General features: G+C 30.2%; 17 protein-coding genes. 8 read left to right on the top strand and 9 right to left on the bottom strand.

The window, feature by feature from the left end:
- Positions 1 to 3 precede the first annotated feature (3 nt).
- On the bottom strand, positions 4 to 1,305 hold the full coding sequence (locus tag HUU89_RS03910; protein WP_175301108.1) for a pyrimidine-nucleoside phosphorylase: 1,302 nt from the start codon (positions 1,303 to 1,305) through the stop codon (positions 4 to 6).
- A 408-nt stretch (positions 1,306 to 1,713) separates the two neighbouring features.
- Here HUU89_RS03910 and HUU89_RS03905 point away from each other — a divergent pair, with 408 nt between their 5' ends.
- Positions 1,714 to 2,679, top strand: a complete 966-nt coding sequence (locus HUU89_RS03905; RefSeq protein WP_175301045.1) for a D-2-hydroxyacid dehydrogenase — start codon at positions 1,714 to 1,716, stop codon at positions 2,677 to 2,679.
- Between the two features lie 10 nt (positions 2,680 to 2,689).
- On the opposite strand, the gene fmt is transcribed toward HUU89_RS03905, so the two are convergent.
- Genes fmt through gpr form a run of 4 tightly spaced genes read right to left on the bottom strand, consistent with a single transcriptional unit; the run spans position 2,690 to position 5,649 of the window.
- Complete coding sequence (gene fmt / locus HUU89_RS03900; RefSeq protein ID WP_022002726.1) at positions 2,690 to 3,643, bottom strand: methionyl-tRNA formyltransferase; 954 nt, start codon at positions 3,641 to 3,643, stop codon at positions 2,690 to 2,692.
- Positions 3,644 to 3,658: 15 nt separating this feature from the next.
- The gene (locus HUU89_RS03895) at positions 3,659 to 3,943 is read right to left on the bottom strand and encodes a hypothetical protein (protein ID WP_022002727.1); all 285 of its coding nucleotides are present in this window, start codon (positions 3,941 to 3,943) and stop codon (positions 3,659 to 3,661) included.
- Positions 3,940 to 4,656, bottom strand: coding sequence for a stage II sporulation protein P (locus HUU89_RS03890; protein WP_175301044.1), 717 nt, complete (start codon positions 4,654 to 4,656; stop codon positions 3,940 to 3,942). The genes HUU89_RS03895 and HUU89_RS03890 overlap by 4 nt, the downstream gene beginning before the upstream one ends.
- Positions 4,657 to 4,695: 39 nt before the next feature.
- The gene (gpr, locus tag HUU89_RS03885; protein WP_175301043.1) at positions 4,696 to 5,649 is read right to left on the bottom strand and encodes a GPR endopeptidase; all 954 of its coding nucleotides are present in this window, start codon (positions 5,647 to 5,649) and stop codon (positions 4,696 to 4,698) included.
- A 113-nt stretch (positions 5,650 to 5,762) separates the two neighbouring features.
- Between gpr and rpsT the strand changes: the two genes are divergently transcribed.
- The 4 genes from rpsT (at position 5,763) to HUU89_RS03865 (ending at position 9,297) form a co-directional block, all read left to right on the top strand.
- Positions 5,763 to 6,023, top strand: a complete 261-nt coding sequence (gene rpsT / locus HUU89_RS03880) for a 30S ribosomal protein S20 (RefSeq protein WP_022002730.1) — start codon at positions 5,763 to 5,765, stop codon at positions 6,021 to 6,023.
- A 121-nt stretch (positions 6,024 to 6,144) separates the two neighbouring features.
- Entirely contained in the window at positions 6,145 to 7,914 is a 1,770-nt protein-coding gene (gene pepF, locus HUU89_RS03875; protein ID WP_175301042.1) for an oligoendopeptidase F, read from the top strand.
- 25 nt (positions 7,915 to 7,939) lie between these two features.
- Positions 7,940 to 8,998, top strand: coding sequence for a flavodoxin-dependent (E)-4-hydroxy-3-methylbut-2-enyl-diphosphate synthase (gene ispG / locus HUU89_RS03870; protein ID WP_119363562.1), 1,059 nt, complete (start codon positions 7,940 to 7,942; stop codon positions 8,996 to 8,998).
- A 44-nt stretch (positions 8,999 to 9,042) separates the two neighbouring features.
- On the top strand, positions 9,043 to 9,297 hold the full coding sequence (locus tag HUU89_RS03865; protein WP_032090365.1) for a hypothetical protein: 255 nt from the start codon (positions 9,043 to 9,045) through the stop codon (positions 9,295 to 9,297).
- Here HUU89_RS03865 and HUU89_RS03860 read toward each other — a convergent pair.
- Positions 9,273 to 10,133, bottom strand: a complete 861-nt coding sequence (locus HUU89_RS03860) for a deoxyribonuclease IV (RefSeq protein WP_175301041.1) — start codon at positions 10,131 to 10,133, stop codon at positions 9,273 to 9,275. The two genes, HUU89_RS03865 and HUU89_RS03860, sit on opposite strands and share 25 nt — an antisense overlap.
- Positions 10,120 to 11,499 (bottom strand): DEAD/DEAH box helicase, encoded by a 1,380-nt coding sequence (locus tag HUU89_RS03855; protein ID WP_032090367.1) that lies wholly within the window; start codon positions 11,497 to 11,499, stop codon positions 10,120 to 10,122. Before HUU89_RS03855 ends, HUU89_RS03860 begins: the two co-directional genes overlap by 14 nt.
- A gap of 120 nt (positions 11,500 to 11,619) precedes the next feature.
- Here HUU89_RS03855 and HUU89_RS03850 point away from each other — a divergent pair, with 120 nt between their 5' ends.
- Positions 11,620 to 12,546, top strand: a complete 927-nt coding sequence (locus HUU89_RS03850; protein WP_175301040.1) for a DUF1848 domain-containing protein — start codon at positions 11,620 to 11,622, stop codon at positions 12,544 to 12,546.
- Here the strand turns inward: HUU89_RS03850 and HUU89_RS03845 are convergent.
- Positions 12,538 to 12,948 carry a PTS sugar transporter subunit IIB gene (locus tag HUU89_RS03845; RefSeq protein WP_175301039.1) on the bottom strand — a complete coding sequence of 137 codons (411 nt, stop codon included), beginning with the start codon at positions 12,946 to 12,948 and terminating at the stop codon, positions 12,538 to 12,540. The genes HUU89_RS03850 and HUU89_RS03845 overlap by 9 nt on opposite strands.
- 138 nt (positions 12,949 to 13,086) lie before the next feature.
- On the opposite strand from HUU89_RS03845, the gene HUU89_RS03840 reads away from it, so the two are divergent.
- Both HUU89_RS03840 and HUU89_RS03835 read left to right on the top strand, forming a co-directional pair.
- A complete protein-coding gene (locus HUU89_RS03840; protein ID WP_107029031.1) occupies positions 13,087 to 13,389 on the top strand; it encodes a hypothetical protein in 303 nt (100 codons plus the stop codon).
- Positions 13,390 to 13,410: 21 nt separating this feature from the next.
- On the top strand, positions 13,411 to 14,340 hold the full coding sequence (locus tag HUU89_RS03835; RefSeq protein WP_032090371.1) for a 4-hydroxy-3-methylbut-2-enyl diphosphate reductase: 930 nt from the start codon (positions 13,411 to 13,413) through the stop codon (positions 14,338 to 14,340).
- Here the strand turns inward: HUU89_RS03835 and HUU89_RS03830 are convergent.
- On the bottom strand, positions 14,337 to 15,683 hold the full coding sequence (locus tag HUU89_RS03830) for an MATE family efflux transporter (protein WP_032090372.1): 1,347 nt from the start codon (positions 15,681 to 15,683) through the stop codon (positions 14,337 to 14,339). The two genes, HUU89_RS03835 and HUU89_RS03830, sit on opposite strands and share 4 nt — an antisense overlap.
- Between the last annotated feature and the right edge of the window lie 62 nt (positions 15,684 to 15,745).

Below are 15,745 nucleotides of genomic sequence, written 5' to 3'. Positions count from 1 at the left end.
CTCTTACTTCATGATTTCTTCAACCAAAATAGGTTTTTCAACAAATTCATCCACAATTGTATAACTTTGATAAATTTCTTCTATGATTTCTTGACTCACTTTGTTTCTTGCATAAACAGTCAATAACGTTTCACCGATTTCTACATGATCCCCTATTTTTTTATTTAAAACAAGTCCTACAGCATGATCAACATCTTCATCTTTAGTCATGCGACCACCACCTAATTTCATTGAAACAATTCCTAAATTCTTTGCTTCTAATGCTTTGACATAACCTGTTTCCTTTGAAGTTACTTCCATTATAACACTTGGTTTTTCAAATAGTTCAGGATTTTCTATATATGAAACATTTCCACCCTGTCTTTGAACCATTTCTTTGAGTTTTTCTAAAGCCTTTCCATTAGAAATTACCTCTTGTAATGCTTTATACGCCTCTTTTTCATCTTGATAAAGTTTTGCTTGAACAAGCATTGTACTTCCTGCTTTTAAACAAAGTTCCTCTAAATCTTGAGGTCCATTTCCTTTAAGCGTTTCAATTGCTTCAATGACTTCTAAACTATTACCAATTGCCTTTCCTAAAGGTTGTGACATACTTGAAATAGTTGCACGTGTATCTTTATGACAATGTTTTCCAATGTCAATCATTGTTTGAGCGAGTTTCTTGGCATCTTCTAATGTTTGCATAAAAGCACCATTTCCATATTTGACATCTAATAAAATCGTATCTGCCCCGCTGGCAAGTTTTTTAGACATAATGGATGAAGCAATTAAAGGAATACATGAAACCGTTCCAGTAACATCACGTAAAGCATAAATTTTTTTATCAGCGGGTACAAGTGTGGCACTTTGTCCAATAATGGCTAAACCAATATCATTGACTTGTTTGATAAAATCTTCTTCTGATACATAAATATTAAAACCTGGTATCGATTCTAATTTATCCAATGTTCCACCGGTATGTCCTAAACCTCTTCCTGACATTTTAGCTACTTTACCACCGCAAGCCGCAACAATTGGTCCTAATACAAGAGATGTTTTATCACCAACACCCCCAGTTGAATGCTTATCCACTTTAATTCCTTCAATTTTCGATAAATCGATAATATCTCCACTATATTCCATAGCTTGTGTAAGCATTGCCGTTTCTTTTGTAGTAAGTCCTTGAAAACAAATTGCCATTAATAATGCTGACATTTGATAATCAGGAATACTTCCATCAACATAACCATCTATAATAAATTGAATTTGTTGCTGATTGAATTCTCCATTATTCTTTTTATATTCTATTAAATCAACCATTCTCATTGCCATTTCCCCTTTATTTCAATCTAATCTTATTTTACTATAATTTATTTTATTTTGAAAACACTTTCATAACTTCGAGAGAATCTTTTCAATCATAGAAAGAAATTCTTCCATTTTTTGAGAAGAATTTCTCTTACAGACAATCCCATAAGGTAAAAAATAATCTTCTTTTAAAGAAGGATGGACATTCATCTAACATTCAAGCGATAATAAAAAATCTTGACATAGTACCAACCAAAAGAAAGTTAGGTATTGAAGCTATTCAAGAAGCTTATCAATTTGATTGTACTTTTTTTGATACGGTGGAAGCTTATGGACATCGTGGTATTGAAGAAAGTAAAAACAAGTCTTTTAGTGCCAATTGGCGAAAAAAATAATTTTTGATAAAATGTACTTGGAGGTGAATTTATGAAAATCTTAGTATGTGCCCCATTACAAGAGGCCGAAAGTAAAAAAATCCAAGAATATTTTATAAATGATACTGTTCTTATTAAAAGAAGACCAACTCAAGAAGATATTGATCAAGTTGATGTCATTGTGGGAAATCCACATCTTGATTTAAATTTAAATCAAGAACATTTACAAGCTCTCTTACTTAATAGTGCAGGAAGCGATCAATATATTAAAGAAGGTATTTTAAATAAAACCACTAAACTTACTAATGCCAGTGGAAGTTATGGGATTGCCATTAGTGAACATGTTATTGGTATGATGATTACTTTCTGTAAAAGCTTAAAAACGTATGCTTTACAAATGAAAGAAGGAAATTGGCTTCCTTCAAAGCAAGGAAAAGAAATTTATCATAGTCGTGTTTGTATTGTTGGCTATGGTGATATTGGCTATGAAATTGCGAAAAGACTAAAAGCCTTTGATTGTCATATTACCGCTATTAAAAGAAGAGTCCAAAAGGAGCTTCCTTATGTTGATGAAGTCGCAACAATCAATGATTTAGATACAATTTTACCACAAAGCGATTTTGTGATTTTATCACTTCCACAAAGCAAAGAAACAATTCATATTTTTAACAGAGATAAATTATTAAAAATGAAAAAAGATGCTGTCTTAATCAATGTTGGTCGTGGAAGTGCCATCAGTAATAAAGATTTAATAGAAGTATTAAATCAAGGGCATCTTTATGGTGTTGGTTTAGATGTTGTGGAAGAAGAACCTTTACCTGCAACTTCACCTTTATGGAGCTATGATCGTGTTTTAATTACTCCTCATAGTTCAGGTGGTTTTGCTTGGCAAAGTGTTCGTAATTATTATACAGAGCTTGTTATTAGAAATATTGAACATTTAAAAAATCATGAAACTTTAGAAAATGAAGTTGATTTTCAAACAGGTTATCGAAAAGTTGTCACATATAAAAAATAGCGCCTCAGCGCTATTCAAACTTTTGATCAACTTCAAAAATATTATGCCCGTTAAGATAATCTTTTACCAGCATACGTTTCTTACCTTCTAATTGGAATTCAGTAATAATATAAACCCCATCTTGTACCTTTACACCAATAGCATCTTTAAAAATCTTCACGATTGTTCCAGGTTCTTGGTGTGCGTGATGTGTCATAGCATTTGGACAATTATGTACAAGCCCTTGATAGATTTTTACTGTTTTTCCTTGATACGTTGTATAAGCTCCAGGCCAAGGATTTAATCCTCTTACATGGTTATAAACTTCTACTGCTGGCTTATTGAAATCAATTTTTTCTTGTTCTCTAGAAATAACCGGAGAATATGTTACTTTTGATTCATCTTGAGGAATGGATTCATTTGTCCCCTCAATAATAGCAGGCATTGCTTCAATAATCGCTTCAGCTCCTAAAATAGATAAACGATCATAAAGTTCTCCTACTGTTTCATCATTAGAAATAGGCGTTTCTTTTTGATAAATGATATTTCCTGCATCCATCTTTTTTACCATATACATAATTGTTACTCCTGTTTTTTCATCTCCATTTAAAATGGCATAATGAACAGGTGCTCCTCCACGATATTTTGGAAGTAATGACGCATGAACGTTAATACATCCAAGACGTGGGCAATCTAAAACTTCTTGTGGAATCATTTGTCCATAAGCAGCTGTAATAATTAAATCAGGTTGCATATCTATAATGGCTTGATAATCATCTTTGATACGTTGTGGTTGAAATACGGGTATATCATGTTCTAAGGCCACAACTTTAACTTCAGGCATTTTAAGTTCTTTTTTTCTTCCAACACGACGGTCTGGTTGTGAAACAACTTGGACGATGTTGTAATCATGTTGAATTAAGTTTTTTAAAACAGCTTCAGAGAAAGTTGCTGTTCCCATAAATACGATTTTTAATTGATTCATTCTTTTCACTTCCTTCTATAAGATATTACTAATAAATTGAGAGATAAGCAAGACAATTGTTTGAATTATTTGGATACAAATTTGACTTATCTTTTTAACAATTAAAGAAAGTGTATTATCTTTTTGATTATCATAGAGACCTTCATCTGAATTAACTTCTTTTTGTTTTTGTACATTTTGTTCAAAAGCAACAATATTTTTAGAAACCATTTCATTTTGAATATAATGATTATTCAACAAACCATTCATACAAAATAATAATAAACCGACCATTGTAAAATCAATTAAAAGTTCTTTCATTGTAAATACTCCTTAATTACTTGAGACATCACTTCGATTGTATTTTGGACTTCTTCTTTCGTATTATTTTGTCCTCCAAATTCAATTAAAATCGTATGATCACAAATCCCTTGATTGTAATGATTTTTCTTTACCATAATTCCTTTAGATAATCCTGGCACTTTCTCATTTGCCCTGTTAGAAAGTTCTGTAGATAATTGATTGACCATATCAAATTTTCCACTACTTTTTCCTACGACAAACAAAATCTTAGCATAACTTTTTTGATTATAAACCAGTGTAGAATATTTTTTATCAAGGCTATCTCGATGAAAATCAATGACTAAATCATATTGCCCATTTTCTCTTAAAGAATTTTCTAAATACATCTTTGAAACAATATAAGATTGATTATATGCAATTCGATGTATATTTTTATAGTTTTCAAAATCATTTTGTTCAACATCACAAAAATAACCTTCTTTTGTTAAACAATCCTTTAAATAACTTGCTCCCTCTTTTACATTATATCCAACATATTCTTCTCCTTGATGTGTATTATATAGATGAATTTTCTTACTTGAGGTAACTGGTACGCTTGTCTGCAAGGCTTCCGTTGTTGAAATTGCTTTAAAAACTTTAACATTTTGATGACTATAAGAAGGTAAATAGATAATCATTAAAACAATGATCATTATTTTGAAAATAATTTGAATAGATACTTTTATTTTCATAGGCGCTCTCCTTGTATGTATTCAAATATATGAAATAAATCAAGAATTATACCTTAAGTCATTTAAAGCCTTTGAAAGAATGGCACTTACCTTTTCTACCGTTTCGTCAATTTGTTTATCAGACATCACAAAATTACGATCAACTGGTGTCAGTATTTCATAAAGCAACGATTCTAATTCTTCTTGTTCAAGACTTCCTACATGCCCTAATAAATACTGTTGTTGACTTACAGAAAGCTCTCCTTCATATTTCTTTCTTTTACCAATCTTTAATTTATTTTTTATATCCAAAGCATCCCCAAAATAGTCTTTCATTAATTGAAAAACATCTCTTACAATGGAACTGGCATAAATCACTGTAGGAACACCAATTGCGATGACAGGACATCCTAAAGTTTCTTCTTGAATGGCCTGACGATGATTACCAATACCACTCCCTGGATGAATCCCAACATTGTTAATTTGAATCACATGTCCTAATTTTTGATAATCTCTTGCACATAAAGCATCAATAGCGATCACTAAATCAATCTGAAACTGATTAACCATTGCTTGAATCACTTCAACTGTCTCAACTCCTGTTTGATACATCACACCTGGTGTCAATGATAAAATATCATAATAATGGTTTTCTAACTTAAGACCATCATCTAAATAATGAGTCACACGAATGTCTCTTAAGGTACGTGGTCCAATGGCATCACTGGTTAAATAAGGATTTCCTAGTCCAATAATTAAAATACGGGGATAATCATTTTGATCTATCATCTCTTTTAAAAGTCGAGTCACATGTTGACTAATTGACATAAAAGATTCTTTAAAAAAAATTTCGATATACTTTCCCTTTTTCAAATAATCCGTATCTTCTAAAAATTCATAGGTTTCTATTGAAAAATTATCCATTTTTTCAATAAAGCGCTTATAATGTTTTCCTTCCTTTAATAATTCTAAAGATTCTTTCGCCAAATCACTATGTGTATTGTACTTATTCATATTCTCACCTTAAAAATTATTACCTTATTTCCAACAAATTACACAAAATTGTTGCAATTACTTGACTTTTTATATATAATGAAATGGCAAATTGCAAAGCGAGGTGAAAGATCATGGCAAATATGAAACAACAAATTAAACGTTATAAAAACGATAACAAAAAAAGAGCTAAAAACGCTTCTTATAAATCAGCTTTAAAAACTGCAATCAAAAACGTAAGAGCTGAAGTTGAAGCTGGAAATAAAGAAGCTGCTGAAAAAGCATTAGTAATCGCTTCTAGCAAATTAGATTCTTATGTAAACAAAGGAATCCATCATAAAAACTACGCTATTAGACAAAAATCTAAATTAGCTAAATTAGTTAACTCAATCTAATCATTGAAACCAGACAAATGTCTGGTTTTTTTGTTTATTCTTTCTTTTCTTGATTATAATGTTAATAGACTTTGAAATAAAATAAGAGTAAAATATTTTTACATTACAAGGAGATGTATTTATGGAAAGAAAAGATATAGAAGAAAAATATACTTGGGATCTCTCTAAAATTTATCAAGATCCTCAAGAGTTTTATCATGATATAGAAGTCAGTCAACAATTACTTGATGAATTGACTTCATTTCAAGGAAAGCTTACAGAAAGCATTGAAACGCTTCTACGTTTTTTATCAAAGCGTGACGAAATGTCCATGCTTGTAAGTAAAGCCTATTGCTTTGCGCATTTAAACTGCGATGTAGAACCTAAAAATCAAGAATATCAAAAGATGTTGGCAACAGTGATGTCACTCATTCAACAATCAAGTGTTAAACTTGTTTTTGTTGATAATGAAATCGTTGAAAATGATGAAACAGTAAGAGAATATTTAAAAGATAAACGTTTAAAATCTTATCGGTATTCTTTAGAAAATGCTTTAGCATTTAAACCTCATTTATTAGATAAAGAACAAGAAGAATTGGTTGCAAAAGTAGACAATATATCTGAATTAGCAGAACAAGTTTTTGATTCTTTACGCCTAGAATTTGAAGATGTTGAAGTCAATGGTCAAAAGAAAACATTAAATCAAGCAACACTTAATGAATTTTTAAAGAACAAAAATAGAGACGTTAGAAAACAAGCCTACCATCATTTCTTTAAAGAATATCAGCGTTTTGAAAATACTTTTGCTTCTACGCTTTCAGGGGTTATGAAAAAAGATGCTTTTTATAGTGATATCCGTCATTTTGATTCACCACTTGCAGCAAGTGTTTTTAATGATGATGTCCCTACTGATTTATTCTTTAAAATTTTAGATAAAGCAAATAATGAATATCGCTATTTATTCCATCGCTATAATCATTTAAAAAAAGAAATTCTTGGGCTAGATGAACTTTATAATTATGATTTATCAGTTCCGCTTGTAAAAAGTGTTTCTAAGAAATTTACAATTGAAGAATGTTTTGACATCATTAATCAATCTTTAGCACCTTTTGGTAAAGATTATTTAGCTATTATTAATCGTGCTAAAGAGGAAAGATGGATCGATTACTATCCTACTGTTGGTAAACGTGGTGGCGCTTATAGTAGCGGAAGTTACCTAACACAACCTTATATTTTAATGAATTTCATTGGCGATTATAATTCTTTATCAACTATGATCCATGAATTAGGTCATAGTGTGCATACGTATTTATCAAGCCATAATCAAGATTATATTAATAGTAATTATCGTATCTTTGTCGCTGAAGTCGCTTCAACCGTTAATGAAACTTTACTTATCAACTATATGATGGATCATGCTTCATCTAAAGAAGAAAAAGCTTATTATATTTATGAACAATTAGAAAATTGTGTTGGTCTTATTTTTAGACAACCAATGTTTGCGGACTTTGAACACCGTCTTCATGAAATGGCTAAAAACAATGAACCCATGTCTTCTAAAATCATGACTGATCTTTATGCAAAATTGAATCAAGAATACTTTGGTGAAGATGTAAAAATGGATGAACTTGTAGGTTGGTCTTGTTATTATGTTCCTCATTTCTATTATGATTATTATGTTTATAAATATACTTTAGGAATGACTGTTGCTTTAGCTATCGTGAAACGTATATTAAATGGTGACACGCAACAAGTTGAACGTTATTTAAACTTCTTAAAATCAGGTGGAAAAGAATCTCCTGTTGACTTATTAAGTCATGCGGGTGTTGATCCTTTAGATGACGCTCTTTATGATGATGCTTTCCATTATTTTGAAGATTTGTTAAATGAATTTGAAAAGCTGGTAAAATAATTTATAATAGTATTAGGTGATAGAAATGAAAAGAGAACAAACAAGAGCGTTTCAAGTAGGAAATTTAACATTAGGTGGTAATAATCATGTCATTATTCAATCCATGACAAATACCAAAACTAAAAATGTAGAAGCAACCGTTAAACAAATTCAAGAATTGGAAGATGCCGGTTGTGAAATGGTTAGAATGGCTGTTTTTGACAAAGAAGATGCATATGCGATAGCAGATATTAAAAAACAAGTGCACATTCCTTTAGTTGCCGATATTCATTTTGACTATCGTTTAGCTTTGATTGCGATTGAATCAGGAATTGATAAAATCCGTATCAATCCTGGAAATATTGGAAGTATTGAAAAGGTAAAAGCCGTTGTTGAATCTTGTAAAGAACATCATATTCCTATTCGTATTGGTGTCAATAGTGGTTCTTTAGAAAAAGATATCTTAGAAAAATATGGTCGTCCTACTGCTAAAGGAATGATTGAAAGTGCAAAGAAACATATTGATATTTTGGAAAGTCTAGATTTCCATGATTATTGTATTTCTTTAAAATCTTCCGATACAATGCTTACAATTGAGGCCTATACACTTGCTAGTGAAACCTTTGATTGTCCCCTTCATTTAGGGGTTACAGAAGCAGGAACAAAACTTGGAGGAACAATTAAATCTTCTTTAGGTATTGGTACTTTATTATATCAAGGAATTGGAAATACGATTCGTGTTTCTTTAAGTGATCATCCTGTAGAAGAAATTAAAGTAGCAAAAACATTGCTTAAAGAATTGGGGTTAATTAAAAATGTTCCTACCCTTGTATCTTGTCCAACTTGTGGAAGAATTCAATATGATTTGATTCCAGTCGCTAAAGAAATTGAAGATTTCTTAAATAATATCCATCAAGATATTACCGTAGCCATTATGGGTTGTGCAGTTAACGGTCCAGGTGAAGCCAAAAATGCCGATATTGGTATTGCCGGTGGTGTTAAAGAAGGATTATTGATTAAAAAAGGAAAAATTATTAAAAAAGTTAAACAAGAAGATATGGTACAAACGCTCAAAGATGAAATTTTAAAGATGGTTAATTCATAATAACCATCTTTTTTTCATATATATAACTATGGAGGCGTAAAACTATGGAAAATTTATTCATTGAACATTTTTTATCGTATGAAGATTTTAGAAGCAATAAGGAAATACAAGCATTAGAGCTAAATGAAGAAGATTTGAAGGCAATCTATCAAGTGATAGATCAAAACCGTTTTTTACTCTGTAGTGAACATTATTTACCTATTCTATTTCAATCAATTATGAAAAAAACTAGTGTTGCCACTAGTTTAAAATTGAAATCTTTGTTTCAAAATCATCATTCAATATTTCTAAATTCTTGATTTTTCAACATATCTATTTCTTCTTTATAAGGAGCTTTACCATCAATATAAGGTGTTTCTAAAATCTTAGGAACATCTTTTATTCTTTCATTATGAGCAATCTCATTTAAAATATCAAAACCAATCTCACCTAAGCCAAGATTTGCATGACGATCTTTATGAGCCCCTTTAACATTTTTAGAATCATTTAAATGAACAACAAGTAAACGATCTAAACCAATCACTTGATCAAATTCATCTAAGATTGCATCAAAATTTGATAAATCATAACCTGCATCGTGAATATGACACGTATCTAAACAAACACCTAATTTTTCAGGATAATCACAATGAGAAATCAAATAATTGATTTCTTCAAATGTCTTTCCTAACTCACTGCCTTTTCCTGCCATTGTTTCTAAGGCAATCTTTCCTTGATAAGGTGTATCTTTTAATACTTCATTTAAACCTTTAATGATTTGTTGAAGACCTACTTCTTCTCCAGCTTTTACATGACTTCCAGGATGTAAAACAAGAATCGATGTCCCAATATCTTGACATCTTTGGAGTTCTTGTTTTAAGAAGTTAACAGCTAATTCAAAAGTTTCTTCTTTAACCGTGTTAGCAAGATTAATGATATAAGGTGCATGAACAACAACATTTTTTAAATCGATGTTATTTTCCTTCATTAAAGCTTTTGCCTCTTCCACCTTTAATTCACTAATAGCTTTTCTTCTCGTATTTTGTGGTGCACCTGTATAAAACATAAACGTATTAGCGCCATAAGATAAAGCTTCTTTTACTGAACTTAAAAGCATGTCTTTTCCAGACATTGAGACATGACTACCAATTATCATTGCCTTCCTCCATACGTTTAGCGATTTGTGCTTGACGGGCACGTTCTTTCTTTTGACGACGGATATCATCACGAATCATCGCACGTTTTTGTTTACGTACAACTTGTTCAACTTGATATTTACGTTTCTTTTTATATCCTGGTTTCACTTTTTTAGGTTTACGGATAATCATTTGAACTTGTTTTTCAAGTTCAGTTTGTTGACGAATACGTTTTTTACGTTTTTCTCTTTGTCCTAAATCCACAAATTGTCCGTTTTTAAGTTGCATATTCTTAAATTCAATCCCTTTTCTTTCAAGAATTGCAATATTTTTTTCATCCGTTGTATCATACATACTATAACAAATACCTGTATAGTTTCCACGCCCTGAACGTCCACTTCGATGAATATAAAAATCAGGTTCTGTTGGAAATTGCATATTAATGACATGAGAAACACCATCAATATCAATTCCACGTGCAGCAATATCTGTAGCAACAATGTATTGATATTCATTGTTATTGATTTGTCGCATCATTTTCTTTCTTTCACGAGGTTCTAAATCTCCGTGAATTTCTCCAACTTTATAACCATCTTCTCTTAATTGTCGCGTAATCTTTGATACTTCTGTTCTTTTATTCGCGAAAATAATACAAATATAAGGATCAATTGTTGCCATGATCTTCTTTAAAACATCATAACGATCTTGATGCTTTGTTGCGAGTAAAATATGTTCAACATTGGCTGTTGTAGCAAGTTTACTATCGATTTCAATAGTAATTGGACTTTGCATATATTTCTTTAAAAATGGTCTTAGATTTTGTGGAATCGTTGCTGAGAAAACCATCATTTGTAGATCATCAGCCATTTTTCCTGCCACAGCATCAATATCTTCTAAATAACCAAATTCTAATGTCATATCTGCTTCATCGACTACAAAAGTTTTTGCTGTTGTAATTTGTAAAGCTTGCGCATCTAAAGATAAATCTTTGATACGTCCTGGTGTTCCAATAACCACGTGTGGTTGTGTTGAAAGTTTATTAACAGCTCTTTGACGGTCACTTCCTCCAACAATCAATGAAACACGTAATTCTGGTAAATATTTTGTAAATGTTTTAGCGTTATTAAATAATTGAGAAGCAAGTTCTCTTGTTGGTGCTGTAATAACAGCTTGCACACAATCTTTATTGACATCAATACGAGACATGATTGGTAATAAAAATGCATGTGATTTACCTGTCCCTGTTTGTGAAATCCCGATAATATCTCTATTTTTTAATACAAGGGGAATGACTTTTTCTTGTATTGGGGTTGGCTTTTTAAAACCTAACTCTTTAATTACTTGATTACAATATTCTTGTAATTTAAAATCTTGAAAAGTTGCCATAAAATCCTCCTTTTTTCTTTTTTTAGTCACGTTATTATACCATATTTTTGATACATTTCAACAAATATTATGGATGGATTTTTATAATTATTCTATAATATTCTTGTTGGAGGTGATTAGATGATCTTAAATACTGGTAATCGTACAGATATTCCTGCCTTTTTTAGTGACTGGTTTTTTAATCGTATTCAAGAAGGTTTTGTCTGTGTTCGTAATCCCTATTTCCCTCATCAAGTCACAAAATATATTTTAGATCCTCAAGTCATTGATATTATTTGTTTTTGTACTAAAAATCCTAAACCAATGCTTTCACGTCTAGATTTAATTAAAGACTATAAACAATTCTGGTTTGTAACAATCACCCCTTACAATCAAACGATTGAACCCTATGTTCCCAATAAAAATGAAATTATTCGTAGCTTCATTGAATTATCTAAAAAAATAGGAAGTCATTGTATTGGTTGGCGTTATGACCCTATCTTTTTAAATGATTATTATACCATTGAATATCATCTTCGAATCTTTGAAAAAATGTGTCAAAAACTAACTGGATATACTCATCAATGTGTCATTAGTTTTATCGATTTATATCAAAAAACAAAAAAGAATTTTAAAGAAGTTCAAGAAGTAAATCAAAAAGATCAAATCTATCTTTGTCAAAAATTTGTAGAAATTGGAAAAAAATATAACTTTGAAATCTATACATGTCACGAAAATGAATCTTTAAAAACAACAGGTGTTTATACAAGTGGATGTATGAATCAACAAATTATTGAAAGAGCTCTAGGCCATTCATTAAAACTACCTAAAATAAATGAAGCTAGACAAGGATGCCGTTGTTTATTAAATAATGATATTGGCGTTTATAATACGTGTTTACATAGTTGCCTTTATTGTTATGCCAATTACGATCGTGTAACTGTTTTAAAAAATATTAAAAAGCATAATAAAAAGTCCCCTTTTTTAATTGGAGACTTTCAAAAAGACGATATTATTAAAGAAGCAAAACAGGTTTCTTATATTGATCGACAACTTTCCCTATTTTAAAGGATGTGCGTGGCGATAAGCAACACCTCTAGTAATACGTAATAAATTATCTTCTCCAGGAAATTTTACAGGTACGACTGGATTTTCTTGATACATTTTCATTACATCTTCAATATCGACAATGATTTCATCAAATTTCATGAGTCCATACATTTTAGGTGGAAGTAAATAAAGTGGTTTATCAATTGTTTGATTTTTTAAAGCTCTATCTAATTCTACCTTCAAATGTGGACATAAAATAACAACATCAAAACGGTCTAATTCTTTTAATCCTAAACCAAATGGTAAAAATTCAATACTGTATTTATCTTCTAAATTTTTTTCTTTAATTTCTTTTTTCATCCTTGTTGCAATAGCACTTGAAGAAAAGCCCCCACCACAACATAATAATATTCTAATCATTTAAACACCTCACTATTTGTGAGTATAACATACCCTCTATTTCAATGTAAGGGTTTTTATTTTTCTTTGTAATTTTTATCTTATCTTTTTAAGTTTCACTTTTTTATCTTTTTATCATATTTTATAGTAGGTGATTTTATGTATCCTTATCAAAACCCCAATTATTATTACTATCAACCTCAGATGTATCCTTATTTTCAAAGAATGCCTAAAAAATTTAATTTACAACATACTCTTCATACAACGATACGAGGTATTCAAATCGCAAATCAAGTTATTCCTATTATCTATCAAGTAAAACCATTAATTGATAATACCAAACAAGGTTTGACTTTATTAAAAGCAATGAATCATTTAAATGACATAGATTTTGATGAAATAGAAAAGGAATTAAAACCAATTTCTAAAGAAAACAATGAAATATTTGAAAATATGTTATAATCATCTTTGAGGTGATAAAAGATGTTAGTAAAAGGTATTGTTCCTAGAGGTTATTGTAAAGGCGTTGTTCGTGCAATTGAAATAGCTAAAAAACAAGCACACCAAACAACACCTGTTTATATTCTAGGAATGATTGTACATAATCAATATATTGTAAATGCCTTAGAAGATTTAGGAATTCAAACAATTGATATCAAAGGAAAAACACGATTAGAACTATTAGATGAAATCAATGAAGGAAAAGTCATTATTACTGCTCATGGAGCAAGTCAAAAAGTATTTGATAAAGCGAAAGAAAAAGGTTTAGAAGTAATTGATGCCTCTTGTTTAGATGTAATTAAAACTCATGATCTTATTCAAGATAAATTAAATGAAGGTTATGAAATTTTGTATATTGGTAAAAAGGGACATCCTGAAGCAGAAGGCGCAATTTCAATTGATGAAAAAAGAATTCATTTAATAACAAATAGAGATGATTTAAAAACATTAGATCCTACTAAAAAATATGTTATGACTAATCAAACAACAATGTCTCTTTATGATGTTTATGATTTATGCGAAAAAGCAAAAGAAATTTTACCTTTTGTAGAAATTGAAAAAGAAACATGCACAGCTACTAAAATACGTCAAGAAGCTATTAAAAACATTGAAGATGATGTTGATATTATCTTTATTGTGGGTGATCCTCATTCAAACAACACAAGAAAACTTGCTAGTATTGCTCATGATTATCATACATGTGATGTTTATATGATTGAAAGTATTGAAGATTTAGAAATTGAATGGTTAAAAAATAAAAGATACGCTGCTGTAAGCTCAGGAGCTTCTACACCAACATATCTTACAAATCAAGTAATTGATTATTTAAAACAATTTGATATCAATGATTCTAAAACATATCAAAAACCTATCATTGATAAAAATAAAATATTAAACCAAAAAGATGCCTAGGCATCTTTTTCTTGTGGTAACCATTGTACTTTGAAAAAATAAATAATAAAAATCAAACTACATACGACCCATGTTGTAGGCCATCCTAAAAAGACATAAACAATATCACTTGTTACTTTTGTAATTAAGAAAAGATAAATTTGTCTTAAGAAAACAAAAGAGAATATCATCACATACATTGGAACAGCTGAACGTCCAGCTCCACGTAAAACTCCATTGATAACTTGATTGATTGGTAAAACAATATAGAATGGTAAGAATGTTAACTGCATCAATCTTCCAGCATCAATCACATCTTTTTCTTGATTAAATAAAGCAATAAAATCACGACCAAAGAAATACATAATTACTACAAAACAAGCAATGGTAAGTGTTGCTAATGCTGTTGTAATATAAGCTCCTTTTTTTACACGGTCATACTGTTTAGCTCCTATATTTTGACCAACAAAAGTTGTAATAGCCATATTAAAAGCTTGTAAAGGTAAGTTAACAAAACCATCTATTTTAATCGTTACAGAATAACCTGCTATAACAGAGGCTCCATAAACATTAATATAAGATTGAACAATGACATTTGATAAAGAAACAATACTTTGTTGAAAACCTGTAGGTAAACCAATTTTTATAATTTTTAATAAAATTTCTTTGTCAAAACCAATTTCCTTTAAAATAACTTTATAATCATCCTCTGTTTTCATTAAAACATACATGACCATAATTGCTGAAATAGCTTGAGCAATTAAAGTCGCATATCCTGCACCAGCTACACCAAAATGAAAATATTTAACAAATAAAAAGTCTAGGATAATATTAACAACACTTGAAAAAATCAAAAAATAAAGCGGTCTTTTAGAATCTCCCACCGAACGTAAGATACCTGATCCCATATTATAGACCATTACAAAAATAAGACTCCAAAAATAAATAGATAAATACGTTGAAGCTTCAGAAAACACTTCACTAGGAACACCAATTGCTTTTAAAATTGGATCATTAAATAATAAACCAACAATCGTTAAAACAACTCCCATAACAAGAGTTAAAGCGATACTATTATGAATTGCTCTTTTCATTTTACAAGTATTACCAGCTCCAAAGAATTGAGCAATGACAACTCCTGCCCCTGTTGAAATGCCCATAAAAAAACCAATCAACATATTAATAATTGGTGTACTTGCACCAACTGCCGCTAAAGCAACTTTTCCAACATAATTTCCTACAACATAAGAATCGACTGCATTATAAAGTTGTTGAAATAAGTTACCTATTAATAAAGGAATTGAAAACAAAATAATTGCTTTGACAATACTTCCTTTTGTTAAATCCTGTGTATTTCCTTTCATACATTCACCTTCCATTTATAATTTTACTCTTATTTTATTGAAAACAAAAATATTTGCACGAA

Source organism: Faecalibacillus sp. H12, assembly GCF_013361255.1.
Taxonomy (GTDB): Bacteria; Bacillota_I; Bacilli_A; order Erysipelotrichales; family Coprobacillaceae; genus Faecalibacillus; species Faecalibacillus intestinalis.
The sequence above is the reverse complement of the archived record's forward strand: the minus strand, read 5'-3'. Positions and strand labels throughout refer to the sequence as shown.